This window comes from Citrobacter sp. Cpo142 (assembly GCF_030332425.1).
Classification (GTDB): Bacteria; Pseudomonadota; Gammaproteobacteria; order Enterobacterales; family Enterobacteriaceae; genus Citrobacter; species Citrobacter portucalensis.
Window position 1 is genome coordinate 215,559 of the sequence record NZ_JAOWHW010000109.1, and the last position, 15,052, is coordinate 230,610.

Annotated in this window: 13 protein-coding genes; 9 read left to right on the forward strand and 4 right to left on the reverse strand. The window is 50.6% G+C overall.

Annotated features, from left to right (window positions below; genetic code table 11):
* Positions 1-51 precede the first annotated feature (51 nt).
* Both OGY18_RS07760 and OGY18_RS07765 read left to right on the forward strand, forming a co-directional pair.
* Positions 52-1,431, forward strand: a complete 1,380-nt coding sequence (locus OGY18_RS07760) for an MFS transporter (protein ID WP_286552480.1) — start codon at positions 52-54, stop codon at positions 1,429-1,431.
* A gap of 165 nt (positions 1,432-1,596) precedes the next feature.
* Positions 1,597-3,063, forward strand: a complete 1,467-nt coding sequence (locus OGY18_RS07765) for a mannitol dehydrogenase family protein (RefSeq protein ID WP_286552483.1) — start codon at positions 1,597-1,599, stop codon at positions 3,061-3,063.
* A gap of 74 nt (positions 3,064-3,137) precedes the next feature.
* Here OGY18_RS07765 and ydfZ read toward each other — a convergent pair whose 3' ends face one another.
* From ydfZ to ydfG, 3 genes are all read right to left on the reverse strand, one after another.
* Positions 3,138-3,341 carry a putative selenium delivery protein YdfZ gene (gene ydfZ, locus OGY18_RS07770; RefSeq protein WP_003032393.1) on the reverse strand — a complete coding sequence of 68 codons (204 nt, stop codon included), beginning with the start codon at positions 3,339-3,341 and terminating at the stop codon, positions 3,138-3,140.
* A gap of 191 nt (positions 3,342-3,532) precedes the next feature.
* Positions 3,533-4,219, reverse strand: a complete 687-nt coding sequence (locus OGY18_RS07775; RefSeq protein WP_003032396.1) for a GntR family transcriptional regulator — start codon at positions 4,217-4,219, stop codon at positions 3,533-3,535.
* Between the two features lie 86 nt (positions 4,220-4,305).
* Positions 4,306-5,052 (reverse strand): bifunctional NADP-dependent 3-hydroxy acid dehydrogenase/3-hydroxypropionate dehydrogenase YdfG, encoded by a 747-nt coding sequence (ydfG, locus tag OGY18_RS07780; protein ID WP_032943401.1) that lies wholly within the window; start codon positions 5,050-5,052, stop codon positions 4,306-4,308.
* A gap of 137 nt (positions 5,053-5,189) precedes the next feature.
* Between ydfG and dcp the strand changes: the two genes are divergently transcribed.
* Together dcp and OGY18_RS07790 are read left to right on the forward strand one after the other, a co-directional pair.
* On the forward strand, positions 5,190-7,235 hold the full coding sequence (dcp, locus tag OGY18_RS07785; RefSeq protein WP_286552485.1) for a peptidyl-dipeptidase Dcp: 2,046 nt from the start codon (positions 5,190-5,192) through the stop codon (positions 7,233-7,235).
* Positions 7,236-7,766: 531 nt separating this feature from the next.
* Positions 7,767-8,693, forward strand: a complete 927-nt coding sequence (locus OGY18_RS07790) for a diguanylate cyclase (protein WP_148362674.1) — start codon at positions 7,767-7,769, stop codon at positions 8,691-8,693.
* Positions 8,694-8,977: 284 nt separating this feature from the next.
* Here OGY18_RS07790 and mgtS read toward each other — a convergent pair whose 3' ends face one another.
* Positions 8,978-9,073: a protein MgtS gene (mgtS, locus tag OGY18_RS07795; protein ID WP_003032406.1), complete on the reverse strand. Its 96-nt coding sequence runs from the start codon at positions 9,071-9,073 to the stop codon at positions 8,978-8,980.
* Positions 9,074-9,559: 486 nt separating this feature from the next.
* Here mgtS and urtA point away from each other — a divergent pair, with 486 nt between their 5' ends.
* Genes urtA through urtE form a run of 5 tightly spaced genes read left to right on the forward strand, consistent with a single transcriptional unit; the run spans position 9,560 to position 15,027 of the window.
* Positions 9,560-10,831, forward strand: coding sequence for an urea ABC transporter substrate-binding protein (urtA, locus tag OGY18_RS07800; protein WP_148361994.1), 1,272 nt, complete (start codon positions 9,560-9,562; stop codon positions 10,829-10,831).
* Between the two features lie 43 nt (positions 10,832-10,874).
* Positions 10,875-12,449, forward strand: coding sequence for an urea ABC transporter permease subunit UrtB (urtB, locus tag OGY18_RS07805; RefSeq protein ID WP_286552488.1), 1,575 nt, complete (start codon positions 10,875-10,877; stop codon positions 12,447-12,449).
* A complete protein-coding gene (gene urtC, locus OGY18_RS07810) occupies positions 12,449-13,522 on the forward strand; it encodes an urea ABC transporter permease subunit UrtC (RefSeq protein ID WP_003832929.1) in 1,074 nt (357 codons plus the stop codon). The genes urtB and urtC overlap by 1 nt, the downstream gene beginning before the upstream one ends.
* Entirely contained in the window at positions 13,522-14,319 is a 798-nt protein-coding gene (urtD, locus tag OGY18_RS07815; RefSeq protein WP_286552490.1) for an urea ABC transporter ATP-binding protein UrtD, read from the forward strand. Before urtC ends, urtD begins: the two co-directional genes overlap by 1 nt.
* 9 nt (positions 14,320-14,328) lie before the next feature.
* Complete coding sequence (gene urtE, locus OGY18_RS07820; RefSeq protein ID WP_003832931.1) at positions 14,329-15,027, forward strand: urea ABC transporter ATP-binding subunit UrtE; 699 nt, start codon at positions 14,329-14,331, stop codon at positions 15,025-15,027.
* Positions 15,028-15,052 lie beyond the last annotated feature (25 nt).

Here is a 15,052-nt window from a genome sequence, read left to right on the forward strand (position 1 = left end):
TAAATAACTGCGAGTAAGTGGTACGCATCTTACCTCTTAGAGATAGCCAATATGAATCAAGAAAAACACGAAAGATCCACGAAAGATCTGGTTAGAGCTGCCGTATCCGGATGGTTGGGTACTGCGCTCGAATTTATGGATTTTCAGTTATATTCTTTGGGTGCCGCACTGGTATTCCATGAAATATTTTTCCCGGAACAGTCTGCCGCCATGGCGCTTATTTTAGCGATGGGTACATACGGTGCAGGATATATTGCTCGTATCGTTGGAGCATTTATATTTGGCAAAATGGGAGACAGCATCGGCCGTAAAAAAGTACTGTTTATTACCATTACGATGATGGGAATTTGTACGACCTTAATTGGCGTGCTGCCAACATATGCACAAATTGGTATCTTTGCGCCTGTGCTGCTGGTGACGCTGCGTATCGTGCAAGGGCTTGGTGCGGGGGCTGAAATTTCGGGCGCAGGCACGATGCTTGCCGAGTACGCGCCAAAAGGTAAACGTGGCATTATTTCCTCACTTGTTGCCATGGGGACCAACTGTGGAACCCTTAGCGCAACGGCCATCTGGGCGGTGATGTTCTTTGCGCTCGACCGTGAGGAGTTATTAGCCTGGGGTTGGCGCATTCCGTTCCTGGCGAGTGTCGTGGTGATGATCTTTGCCATCTGGTTGCGTATGAATCTCAAAGAAAGCCCGGTATTTGAGAAAGTGAATGATGAAGAAAACGCTCCGGCATTAAATAATTCGTCAGAAAATACGCTGGGGGCGATGTTTACCAGTAAATCTTTCTGGCTGGCAACCGGCCTACGTTTTGGACAGGCGGGTAATTCAGGATTAATCCAAACCTTCCTTGCCGGTTATTTAGTACAGACGCTGTTATTTGATAAATCTATACCCACTGATGCCTTAATGATCAGTTCGGTGTTGGGCTTTATTACAATACCGTTGCTTGGCTGGTTGTCTGATAAGTTTGGTCGTCGTTTGCCTTATATTATCCTGAATATCTCGGCAATTATTTTGGCTTACCCGATGCTGTCAATTGTAGTGGATAAAACGTATAGCCCGGGTGTCATTATGACGGCACTGATTGTTATTCATAATTTTGCCGTATTGGGGTTATTTGCTCTCGAAAATATTACCATGGCGGAAATGTTCGGTGCGCGTAACCGGTTTACGCGAATGGCGATTTCAAAAGAAGCGGGCGGGTTAGTTGCTGTTGGTTTTGGTCCGGTTCTGGCGGGTATTTTCTGCAACATGACTAATTCCTGGTGGCCAATTCTGGTGATGGTCATCGCTTACTCACTGATTGGTTTGATTTCCGCGTTTCTGATGCCAGAAGTGAAAGATCGCGACCTGAGCGTACTTGAGGATGCTGCCGAGGTGAAAAAAGCCGAGAAGGTTCGTTGCTCGGTGACTCAGACAAGCTGATACAAGACAGTAGCATGGGCGGATGTACTCGTACGCTGCCCATGCTATTACACAGCTTTACATGATGTCATACCAATCATAAAAAGCTTAATGCAAATCAAAACATACAACCATACAGGCGTTACTCTGGAACAGTCCTGATTTCATTTATAAGTAGGCCATACCATGCAAAACAAGCTCTTAGCGGCTAAGGCTGCACTTCCTGACTACGATCGTACAAAACTGGTTCCGCGTATTGTTCATCTGGGGTTTGGCGCGTTTCACCGCGCACATCAGGGTGTTTACGCTGACATTCTGGCCGCCGATCACGGCAGTGACTGGGGCTACTGCGAAGTGAACCTGATTGGCGGCGAGCAGCAGATTTTCGATCTGAAACAGCAAGATAATCTGTATACCGTTGCAGAGATGTCTGCTGATGCCTGGACTGCGAGAGTCGTGGGCGTGGTGAAAAATGCATTGCATGCGCAGGTTGATGGTCTGGAAAGCGTACTGGCAGCGATGTGTGAACCTCAGGTCGCGATCGTTTCCCTGACCATCACTGAGAAAGGCTACTGCCATTCTCCGGCGACCGGCCAACTGATGTTAGACAATCCGATGATTGCCGCCGATCTGCAAAATCCCAAACAGCCAAAAACTGCGCCGGGCGTGGTGGTTGAAGCCCTGGCTCGTCGCAAAGCTGCGGGTTTAGCCGCCTTTACCGTGATGTCCTGCGATAACATGCCAGAAAACGGTCATGTGATGCGCAATGTTGTCACTGCATATGCCCGAGCGGTGGATATGGAACTGGCCGCGTGGATCGAACAACATGTGACATTCCCATCAACCATGGTTGACCGCATTGTCCCGGCAGTTACGCAGGAGACACTGGACAAAATTGAACATATCACCGGTGTACGCGACCCGGCAGGCGTGGCATGCGAACCGTTCCGCCAGTGGGTAATTGAAGATAACTTTGTTGCCGGCCGTCCTGAATGGGAAAAGGCCGGGGCGGAACTGGTGGCTGATGTCATTCCGTTTGAAGAGATGAAACTGCGTATGCTCAACGGCAGCCACTCTTTCCTTGCGTATCTTGGGTATCTGGCGGGATATCAACATATTAACGATTGCATGGGTGATGAAAACTATCGTCTTGCTGCACGTGCGCTGATGTTGCAGGAACAAGCACCTACGCTGAAAGTAAAAGGTGTTGACCTACAGCGCTACGCCGATCTGTTAATTGAACGCTACAGCAATCCGGCGCTGCGTCATCGTACCTGGCAGATCGCCATGGACGGTAGCCAAAAACTGCCGCAGCGTATGCTTGATTCCATTCGTTGGCACATTGTGCACGGTAGTGACTTTGCGCTGCTGGCACTGGGTGTCGCTGGCTGGATGCGTTACGTCGGTGGTGTGGATGAACAGGGCCAGGCGATTGAAATTAGCGATCCATTGTTGCCGGTGATCCAGAATGCCGTGCGTAGCAGTAACGAGGGCGAAGAGCGCGCTCAGGCGCTGCTGGCAATCGATGCTATTTTTGGTCGTGAACTGCCACAGGTTGAACTGTTCAATCGGCAGGTCACACAAGCGTATCTTACTTTACTGGCTGAAGGGGCGAAGGCGACGGTTGCGAAGTATGCAGCAAAACTGAAGTAACGAAGATTATGCTTTATGTCGCCATCTGGCTTGCAACGGCCAGATGGCGCTGTGTTTTCTGGCATTCACACCAATTAGTTCATGCCTAAACGAATCAGCTCGAGGGGGGCGTATTTGCCTTCACATCCTTCGATTTCCACTGTTTTCCCGCGGCGGATCTGCTCAGCGGTCAGGCCATCGGTATCTATCGCTGTAATGCGGCCTGTGAGTCCGGTGTCGCTGATCATGACGCGGCTGCCAGTGGTGATTGCGTTACGGTTACGATCGTATGTTTTCATGGTGTTTTCTCCTTTCCAACTTACCGTCAAAGCCCGTGGGCTTTTAGTCCCACGTAACGGGCGCAATATAAATACGCTTCTCGTTAATGATTTTTTTTGTTTTCGATCAAAATCACAGCTTTTTTTATGCAGTTATGCGGGAGAGGGGAAAACGCAGGAGAAACTCACCCCGGAGTGAGGTGAGCGTAGTATTAATCTTCGCTGAACCAGTCGCTATTTTCCTGACGAATAAGCTGAACGGACTCACCAATTTCCTGAAGATGGAGCATCATTGCGCGCTCGACCGCATCGCCATCATGCTTCTCAAGGGCGGCAAAGATATCGTGATGCTGGCGTAGCAGCATTTCAGGCGGGGAAATATGATCCAGGCTCATATAACGAACGCGGTCAATTGTAGCCTTTATATTCTCAACGGTATCCCAGGCGAGTTGGCACTCGGCGATTAAAGCCAGTTTCTGATGAAACTCATCATCAAGCTGGAAGAAATCATTAATCTGTTTTCGGTCAATTGCGATGCGCTGCTGATGCAAATTCTGTTCAAGCTGATAGCACTGCTGATCGTTGATCAGCGATGCGGCGCGGCGTACCACGGCACATTCAATCGCCTGGCGGACAAAACAACCATTTTGCACCTGCGACAGCGAAATCTTGTTCACGTAGCTGCCACGCTGCGGGCGGATCTGAATCAGGCCGTTTTCTGCCAGTTTGATGAATGCTTCTCGTACCGGTTGGCGTGACACATTAAAGCGTACGGAAACCTCTTTCTCCGACAGCGGTGTACCGGGTGCAATCAGACAATGCACGATATCACGGCGAAGAATACGGTAAATCTGTTGATTTACTGGCTGTGTAGGGTTGAGCTGCGTTTCTACGGTCATTCATTCTTACTTTTTAGAGAGTTAACCCGGATATTTTATCACTTCTTTCTGGCTATCTATACCCGGCGCAAGGCCGGGTAGAGAAATTAGCCCCGATGAATACTCAGCCCGGCAAAAGACTGTGTGACAGGCATCATTTCAAGGGTGTTGATATTGACATGAGCCGGTAAAGAAGCCACCCACCATACCGCTTCTGTAACATCTTGCGGAGTCAGCGCCGTGGTATTTTCGTAGGCTTTTTCAGCTTTGGCGTCATCACCTTTGAAACGGACATTAGAGAATTCCGTACCGCCAACCAGACCCGGCTCGATGTCGGTAACGCGAATTGCAGTGCCGTGTAAATCAGTACGTAAATTCAGGCTAAACTGGCGAACAAACGCTTTAGTCGCACCGTAGACGTTACCGCCAGCGTATGGCCAACTGCCCGCGGTAGAACCGATATTGATAATATGACCGCGGTTGCGTTCAACCATACCAGGCAGAACGGCACGGGTCATATAAACCAGCCCCTTGTTGTTGGTGTCGATCATATTCTCCCAGTCTTCAATGCTGGCCTTGTGAGCAGGCTCAAGGCCCAGCGCCAGACCTGCGTTGTTGACCAGAACATCAATATTGCGCCATTCTGCGGGTAAGGCGTCCATCATCTCTTCAATCGATGCACGATTACGTACGTCCAGTTGCGCGGTATAGAGGCGGTCACCCAATTCCTCTTTCAGTTCCTGCAGGCGCTCCTGGCGGCGTCCGGTGGCAATAACTTTATGCCCATTCTCAATAAAACGACGCGTAATGCACTCACCAAAACCTGCGGTTGCTCCGGTTACTAAAACGATCATCTCACTGTTCCTCAACGCTTTTTATGTCGTACTACCATAGCACGTCATTTCCGTTCAGAGCTATTCCTGCGTAACGCGATTGCGGTTGATTCCCGGGAAGTCTACTCTGGTAAACAAATCGTTTTCAGGAGTGGAAGATGTCGTTAACGAATCCTTTTTTACACCACAGCACGTTGCCGTACCAGGCCCCGCAGTTTGATCAGATAGATGTGCAGCACTATCGCCCAGCGTTCGATGAAGGCGTGCGGCAAAAACGTGCAGAGATCGAGGCGATTGTGCAAAACCCGCAGGCCCCTGATTTTGCCAATACGTTGCTGGCGCTTGAGCAAAGCGGCACGCTGCTCACGCGTGTAACCAGCATTTTCTTCGCGATGACGGCGGCACACACCAACGATGAACTACAGCGCCTTGACGAAGAATTTTCCGCGGAACTGGCGAGCCTTGCCAATGATATTTATCTCAATGGCGCGCTTTTTTCGCGCGTTGAAGCGGTCTGGCAACAGCGAGGTTCACTGGGGCTGGATAGCGAATCATCACGCTTGCTGGAGGTCATCCACCAGCGTTTTGTATTAGCCGGCGCGCGTCTGAATGAGGTCGATAAAGCAAACCTTAAAGCGCTCAATACAGAGTCCGCCACGTTGACCAGCCAGTTTAATCAACGGCTGCTGGCGGCGAACAAGTCCGGTGCTCTGGTGGTGGATGATGCACGTTACCTGGACGGACTTAGCGCAGAGGAAATTGCTGTTGCCGCCGAAGCTGCAAAGGAGAAAGGGCTTGAAGCGCGTTGGGTTATCCCGCTATTGAATACGACTCAGCAACCGGCGCTTGCGGGGTTACGCGATCGCCAGACCCGTGAGAATCTGTTCAACCGCGCATGGACGAGAGCAGAAAACAATGACGCTAACGATACTCGGGCGATTATTCAGCGACTGGTCGAGATCCGGATGCAGCAGGCGAAACTACTCGGTTTTGCCAATTACGCTGCATGGAAAATTGCCGATCAGATGGCAAAAACACCGGAGGCGGCACTGAATTTCATGCGGGCGATTGTTCCCGCTGCGCGAGCCAGGGCATTGGATGAACAGGCCGAAATCCAGAATGTTATCAATCACGAACAGGGGCAATTTAACGTCGAGGCCTGGGACTGGGCATTTTATGCCGAGCAGGTTCGTCGTGAGAAATATGCTCTTGATGAGGCGCAGCTCAAACCTTACTTTGCCCTTGATACGGTGCTGAACGAGGGCGTTTTCTGGACAGCTAATCAACTCTTTGGCATAAAATTTATAGAACGGTTCGACATTCCTGTTTATCACCCGGATGTTCGGGTATGGGAAATATTCGATCACGATGGCGTAGGGCTGGCGTTATTTTACGGCGATTTCTTTGCCCGGGAATCGAAAAGCGGTGGTGCCTGGATGGGCAATTTTGTTGAGCAATCGCAACTCAATGAAACCCGGCCGGTTATTTATAACGTGTGTAATTATCAAAAACCGACAAAGGGTCAGCCTGCATTGTTATTGTGGGATGATGTTATTACGTTATTTCATGAGTTTGGGCACACGTTGCACGGCCTGTTTGCCACTCAGCGTTATGCCACACTTTCAGGAACCAATACTCCGCGGGATTTTGTTGAGTTTCCTTCGCAGATCAACGAACACTGGGCGAGTCATCCGCAGGTCTTTGCTCGTTTTGCTCGTCATGTTGATACCGGGGAGCAAATGCCGCAGGCGTTGCGGGATAAGATGCAGCGGGCCAGCCTGTTTAACAAAGGTTACGACATGACCGAACTGCTCAGTGCCGCATTGCTGGATATGCGTTGGCACAGTCTGGAAAATAGCGCGTTATCTCTTTCGGTTGATCAATTTGAACAGCAGGCGCTGGCGGCAGAAGGTTTGGAACTCAAGGCTGTGCCGCCTCGTTATCGTAGCAGCTATTTTGCCCATATCTTCGGCGGCGGTTATGCCGCAGGTTATTACGCCTATTTGTGGACGCAAATGCTGGCCGATGATGGCTATCAGTGGTTTGTAGAGCAGGGCGGATTAACTCGTGAAAACGGGCAAAAGTTCCGTGAAGCTATTTTGTCCCGCGGTAACAGTACTGATTTAGCTGAACTCTATCACCAGTGGAGCGGGCGCGATCCCCGAATGGAGCCGATGCTGGAACATCGTGGTTTGAGCGCGTAAGGTTTGTTCAGAGGGGGAAAGTCCTCAATTCAGCTTAGCTAAACATAATGACGCCGATAAATTCATCATTGTGCTGAAAAGGGAATTACGCTGTAGGCCGGATAAGCGAAGCGCCATCCGGCTGCTTGTAACAGATTGCCGGATGGCGGCGTAAACGCCTTATCCGGCTTACTGCTCACTATCGTTTCGTGCATTCCCAACCGGGTGTAACGCCCGGTTTTTATATTACCTAAGAAATAACCTTGCAATTTAGGTCTCTAATCGGAAAAAGATAGCTATAAAAAGCTTAAAGCATACACATCAGCTTTCTTAGCGGTTTTTATCTATCCGCGAAAATAAAAGGCTCAATGGCCGTGTTCAATTTGAGTCTGGTATGAACTGAGTGATGTACGCTATGCCGCGACCAGTGGCATAGCGCAATGCTATTGTTAATCGCGGCTTATTAATTACTATTAAAAAATTTACATAAATTTTCTTTTTTATCGTTAAGATAATTCCATCAGAAACGCTCGAACAGGGAGAGAGAACGTGATGATGAGAAATACGAAGGAAATAGATACAATTTTGATTGAGTTGAACAAGTCCATTGATGCCCACTACAAATGGCTGGTAAAGATGTTCCGCTGCGTGGTGTCTTCAGATGTAACACAGCCTGATATTATGGGTGAAAACTCGCATTTTGTTTGTCGATTTGGACTGTGGCTTAATAATCAATCGCGGTACAATGAGGATGATTGTAGTTACGTGAGCAAGATAAGTGCCACTCACGAAAAGATGCATTTATTAGGCAAGGAGTTGCTATTGGCTATAGTGGAGAAACGTAGCCATTCATGGCATTTCGACAGTTTCCAGGACGCGCTTCTGGCATTTACCTCATCTGTAATGGACTACAAAATATATTTATTGAGTATCCGCAGTAATATCGATGTATTAACAGGTTTACCTGGCAGAAGAATGCTCGATGAGTCTTTTGATCGGCAGTTGCTCGACGCCGAACCGCTTAATCTCTATATATTGTTGTTGGATATCGATCGTTTTAAATACGTTAACGATACATACGGTCATCTGGTCGGTGACGTGGTATTGCGCGCTCTGGCATCAAATTTATTGTCATGGACGCGATATGATGAGGCGGCGTACCGCTACGGTGGAGAAGAGTTCATTATCATCATCAGAACAAAAACGGACGAGCAGGCATGCCTGGCGGGTTTGCGACTTTGTCGTCTGATTGGTCAGAAAAAAATTCCCTACGCTGATGGAGAGATCGGTATCACGGTGACGGCAGGCATAACCCGGGTTCAACAGGGTGAAACGCTGGATACCGCGCTTGGTCGGGCCGACAGGGCGATGTATCAGGGGAAACAGACTGGCAGGAATCGCTGCATGTTTATGGATGAAAATGAGCGGATCGCGTTGGTGGACACCAATGACGGAATCTCGTATCCCCTCAGTGCGTGAGTTTTCGAAAAACGTTTTGAGGTAGTTGCGTTTCGTTTAACTTTCATTGGGGTTGTCGATGATAGGTTAGCTGACTATCCGTTATCTTCGCAGGGAATTGCCAGATAGCGTATAAAAGCAAAACACAAATCTATCCATGCAAGCATTTACCGCTGGTATATCCGGCGGTTTTTTTTATCTGTAAATCAGGATAAAGGCACAGCGAGCGCGATTCAGGTAAAAAAATGGCCCCTTGTGCAGCTACGCAACAAGGGGCCGGGTCGGTGCAGGACTATCTCCGTTCATCAATCATCCCATCTGTGGCTAAAATACGCGGCCAGAAAACCGGAAAATAAAATAATTCCCAGAACAGCCATAAAAATATTCATATTACCCAGCATAGTAAATGCTCCTTTATCTGTGAGTTTCCTCTCTTACCTTAAGTTCACCTCGCTTATGACTATAGTAGCAATTCAATCTTAAACAAAGGCTGAACTGTGTGATTATTTCGACTGAAAAGTAAATTTTTGACATGATCACGTCGAATAAAATAAATAATAGTGACGAGACACATTTATCTGCGCACAAATAACCTTGTTTTTAAACCCTGAGACGCTGTTATGACGGTGTGATGCTGACACAGATTGTTGCACGTTTATAATGCAGAGTTGTCTCATGGTGGTTCATTTTTTCGTGTGATTAATCCTTTTGGAGGGAAAATGTAATACTGATTTTTGTGTGCGGGATGCTAATTTATTGATTTTATATGAGGTTTTAATATCTGGCATCGTTTTTGCCTTATCACTTCTGAACACCCTTAATTTGCACCGTTTTGTCTGCCCGGCTGCACCGGAGCTTTCAGCAAGTCTAATTTCAGGAGTGAAACTATGCAGCGTCGTACATTTTTAAAAGCTTTTGCACTTTCTGCCTCTGTTGTTGCAATGGGCGTGAGTTTTAGCGTTCAGGCAGCCGACACCATTAAGGTTGGCATCATGCATTCGTTATCCGGCACGATGGCCATATCCGAAACGCCGCTAAAAGATGTGGCGTTGATGACCATCGATGAAATAAATGCTCAGGGCGGTGTGTTGGGTAAAAAGCTGGAACCGGTGGTGGTTGACCCGGCCTCGAACTGGCCGTTATTTGCTGAAAAAGCAAGACAACTGCTGAGTCAGGACAAGGTGGCGGCAGTTTTCGGCTGCTGGACATCGGTTTCGCGTAAATCAGTTTTACCGGTATTTGAAGAGTTGAATGGTCTGCTGTTTTACCCGGTGCAATATGAAGGTGAGGAGATGTCGCCTAACGTCTTCTATACCGGCGCAGCCCCCAACCAGCAGGCGATCCCTGCGGTTGAGTATCTGATGAGTGAGGACGGCGGCAGCGCGAAACGCTTCTTCCTGCTGGGCACGGATTATGTTTATCCGCGCACGACCAACAAAATTTTACGCGCCTTTTTGCACTCAAAAGGGGTCGCCGATAAAGATATCGAAGAGGTGTACACCCCATTCGGACATAGCGATTACCAGACCATTGTCTCTAGTATTAAAAAATTCGCCGCAGGGGGAAAAACGGCGGTGGTATCAACCATCAATGGGGATTCTAACGTACCGTTCTATAAAGAGTTAGCGAATCAGGGGCTGAAAGCCACCGATGTGCCGGTGGTGGCTTTTTCCGTGGGTGAGGAGGAGCTACGCGGTATTGATACCAAACCGCTGGTGGGCAACCTTGCCGCCTGGAACTACTTTGAGTCTGTCGATAATGCGGCCAACAAGAAGTTTGTCGCGGATTACCGGGCGTATGCCAAAGCGCACAAATTACCGAATGCTGATTCGGTAGTGACGAACGACCCAATGGAAGCCACATATGTTGGCCTGCACATGTGGGCGCAGGCGGTAGAAAAAGCCGGAACTACCGATGTGGATAAAGTTCGTGCTGCTATGGCGGGGCAATCCTTCGCTGCACCATCAGGTTTTACCCTGACCATGGATGCGACCAACCATCACCTGCATAAACCCGTCATGATTGGCGAGATTGAAGGCAACGGCCAGTTTAACGTGGTGTGGCAAACCGATGAGCCGGTCCGCGCCCAGCCGTGGAGTCCGTACATCGCTGGTAATGATAAAAAATCTGAACAGCCTGTGAAAACCGCCAGCAACTGATCTAACGCCCTCCTGCGGGAGGGTAATGCTTTGGAGAACGCTCATGAAAGCTATGCGCTTGATTCGTGGTGTGTTGTTGCTGATGTGGTTTTTGCCGTGGATAGCCCAGGCCGCAGATGCTGATTCCTTTACCGCCGCCAACCGTGCTCAGCAGGCCGCCTTGCTTGAACAATGGGCGGTGAATCCCGACGTTCAGCGCATCCCGCTGCTCAGCGCGCTGCGAGATGAGAACCTGCTGACCGATAACACGAAAAATGCCTTCATCATGAACGGCTCGCACGTACAGCCGTTAGGAACAGCGACAGCCCCAAACGGCGAGCTAAAAAAAACTCGCCTGACTAACCGCCTGCGTAATTTGGTAGCCGGAGCGTTGGCTGTCCATCAGCTTTTAAGTGACAGTGTCACGGTAAGGGGGGAGGCAGCTCGTGCATTACAGCGTGAGGCGCAGCCGGGCATGCTGCCGTTTTTACAACAACGACTGGCTCAGGAGTCAGATGGTGATGTGAAATCCGCACTCGCTATTGCACTGGCAAATCTGCAACTGAGTAGCACCTCGCCGGAGGTCAGGCTTCAGGCAATCGAACTATTAGGGGCGTCAAATGATCCTGAAACTCAGGCGCGCCTGCAGCCATTCACCCGGGCTGAACATGAACCCGATGCCCGAGTGCGTGCTGCCGCTGACGAAAGTCTGAATTCCATCTCGCATCGCATGAAGGTTGGGGATCTTCTAGGGCAGGCTTTCATGGGACTGTCACTGGGTTCTATTTTGCTGCTGGCGGCATTGGGTCTGGCGATAACCTATGGATTGCTCGGCGTAATCAATATGGCGCATGGCGAGATGTTAATGCTCGGGGCGTACTGTACCTGGATGGTGCAACAGTTGATGGGGCAGTTTTTCCCGCACGGGTTAGCCTGGTATCCGGTTATTGCACTTCCGGTCGCCTTTTTGCTGACTGCGGCAGTAGGAATGCTGCTCGAGCGAGGGGTGATACGCCATTTATATGGCCGTCCGCTTGAAACGCTACTGGCGACCTGGGGGATCAGCCTGATGCTCATCCAGTTGGTGCGAATGACTTTCGGTGCGCAAAACCTGGAAGTCGCCAATCCGGCATGGCTTTCCGGCGGTATTCAGGTTTATGCCAATCTGATATTGCCATGGAACCGAATAGTGGTGCTTGGCTTTGCCATGCTGGTGCTGTTCTTCACCTGGCTGCTGTTGAATAAAACGCGCCTCGGGCTGCGCGTGCGTGCCGTGACGCAAAATCGCAATATGGCGGCCTGCTGCGGCGTACCCACCGGACGAGTCGATATGCTGGCCTTTGGCCTTGGTTCAGGAATTGCCGGTCTGGGAGGCGTGGCGCTCTCGCAACTAGGTAACGTAGGACCGGAGCTGGGGCAAAGCTACATTATCGATTCGTTTTTGGTGGTGGTACTGGGCGGCGTTGGACAGCTTGCCGGGAGCGTGGCTGCGGCATTTGGGCTGGGGATCTTCAATAAAATTCTGGAGCCTCAGGTGGGGGCGGTTCTCGGCAAAATCATGATCCTGGTGCTGATCATTCTGTTTATTCAGAAACGACCTCAGGGACTGTTCGCGCTGAAAGGGAGGGTTATTGACTGATGACGATGCCAATGACAATAACGCTGGCGCGTAAAGCGCCGCGTGCAACACGCGTGCTGGGTCTGGGCTTACTGCTGGCGTTGATTATTCTGCCGTTTCTTGCGCTGTTACCTGCGGAGCATCCGCTGGCCATATCGGTGTGGACGTTGACGCTGGCCGGGAAAATTCTCTGCTATGCCATTGTGGCCGTTGCGCTGGATCTGGTGTGGGGCTATGCCGGAATGCTCTCGCTGGGACACGGTATCTTCTTCGCGCTGGGGGGCTATGCGATGGGAATGTACCTGATGCGGCAGGCTTCCGGCGAAGGATTACCGGCCTTTATGTCATTCCTGTCGTGGAGCGAGCTGCCCTGGTTTTGGTGGGGGACGCAACATTTTCTCTGGGCGATGCTGCTGGTTGTTCTGGTGCCGGGCCTGCTGGCGCTGGTATTTGGTTGGTTTGCCTTCCGTTCAAAAATCAAAGGTGTCTATTTCTCCATCATGACCCAGGCCCTGACTTTCGCCGGAATGTTGCTGTTTTTCCGCAATGAAACCGGCTTTGGTGGAAATAACGGCTTTACCGGTTTTACCACCATTCTGGGATTTCCGGTGACCGCGACGTCCACCAGGATCGCGCTGTTTCTGGCGACGGTTATGCTGCTGGTGCTGGCAATATGGCTGGGACTTGCGCTGGCCCGCAGTAAGTTTGGTCGTATTCTGACCGCCGTGCGCGATGCCGAGAACCGTCTGATGTTCTGTGGTTACGATCCGAAAGGTTTCAAGTTACTGGTGTGGACGCTTTCAGCTGTACTGTGCGGCCTGGCCGGGGCGCTTTATGTCCCGCAGGTAGGGATTATCAACCCCAGCGAAATGTCGCCGACCAACTCGATTGAAGCGGCGATTTGGGTTGCTCTGGGCGGACGTGGAACCCTGATCGGCCCGGTATTTGGCGCAGTACTGGTGAACGGTGCTAAAAGCCTGTTTACCGTCATTATGCCGGAATACTGGCAGCTGTTTCTTGGCCTGATCTTTATTGGCGTTACGCTTTTTTTACCTAGTGGTGTGATTGGCCTGTTTCGCAAAGGAGACAAATAATGCAGCCGGATGAAGGACTTTTTACACGCCAGATGCCGGGCGATCGGTTTCGCGAACAAACGGACCCGGTACTCCAACTGGAAAAAATTAACGTTAATTTCGACGGATTCCAGGCGTTAACGGATCTCTCGCTCAATATTGGCGTCGGGGAACTGCGCTGTATTATTGGCCCCAACGGCGCCGGGAAGACGACGTTAATGGATGTCATAACCGGTAAAACCAGACCGCAAAGTGGTCGTGCGATATACGACCAGTCGACCGATTTAACAACGCTGGATCCCATCGCCATCGCGCGTCAGGGGATTGGACGGAAATTTCAGAAGCCCACGGTATTTGAAGCATTAACGGTGGAGGAGAACCTGGAGTTGGCGCTGAAAAATGATAAATCTGTCTGGGGTTCTCTACGGGCACGACTCTCAGGCGAACAACGGGATCATATTGATGAAGTACTGGCGCTGTTGCGGCTGGGTAATGAGCGGGCCCGCCGCGCCGGACTGCTTTCGCATGGGCAAAAACAGTTTCTCGAAATTGGCATGCTGCTGGTGCAGGAGCCGCATTTACTGCTACTGGATGAACCCGCGGCGGGGATGACGGATGCGGAAACGGAATACACGGCGGAGCTGTTTCGCCAGCTTGCCGGTAAGCACTCTCTGATGGTTGTTGAGCACGATATGGGATTTGTTGAAACTATTGCCGATCGCGTCACAGTATTACATCAGGGACGTGTCCTCGCTCAGGGGAGCCTTCGCGATGTGCAGGCCAACGAGCAGGTTATTGAAGTCTATCTCGGGCGTTAAGGAGTTCATATGCTGCAGGTGAAAGAACTGAATCAATATTATGGTGGCAGCCATATTCTGCGCGGGGTGAGCTTTGAAGCGCGTATCGGCGAGGTGACATGCCTGCTGGGGCGTAACGGCGTGGGGAAAACAACACTACTAAAGTGTCTGATGGGGATTATTCCGGCCCGTAGCGGAAGCGTGCTCTGGCAGGATAAAAATGTCACTCACTGGAAGCCGCATCAGCGGGTCAGGGCCGGTGTGGCGTATGTCCCACAGGGGCGTGATATTTTTCCGCGTTTGACGGTAGAAGAGAATCTGCTGCTCGGTCTTTCCCGTTTTTCAGCACCGGAGGCCCGGCATGTGCCAGATGATATTTACGCGCTCTTTCCGGTTTTACAGGAGATGAAGCATCGGCGAGGCGGAGATTTGTCCGGCGGGCAACAGCAGCAACTGGCGATTGGGCGAGCGCTGGCAAGTCGCCCACAGCTGTTGATCCTCGATGAGCCCACCGAAGGGATTCAGCCTTCGGTAATTAAAGAGATTAGTCAGGTTATTTCTCAACTGGCGCACCGGGGTGATATGGCCATTTTGCTGGTGGAGCAGTTCTATGATTTTGCGCAGCAGCTAGCCGACAAATACCTGCTGATGTCGCGGGGCAGCATTATTCAACGCGGCGACGGTAAAAATATGGAGGCCGAGGGCGTACGGGGACTGGTTGCTATCTGAGGTATGCGACAGAGCGGTTTCGGCT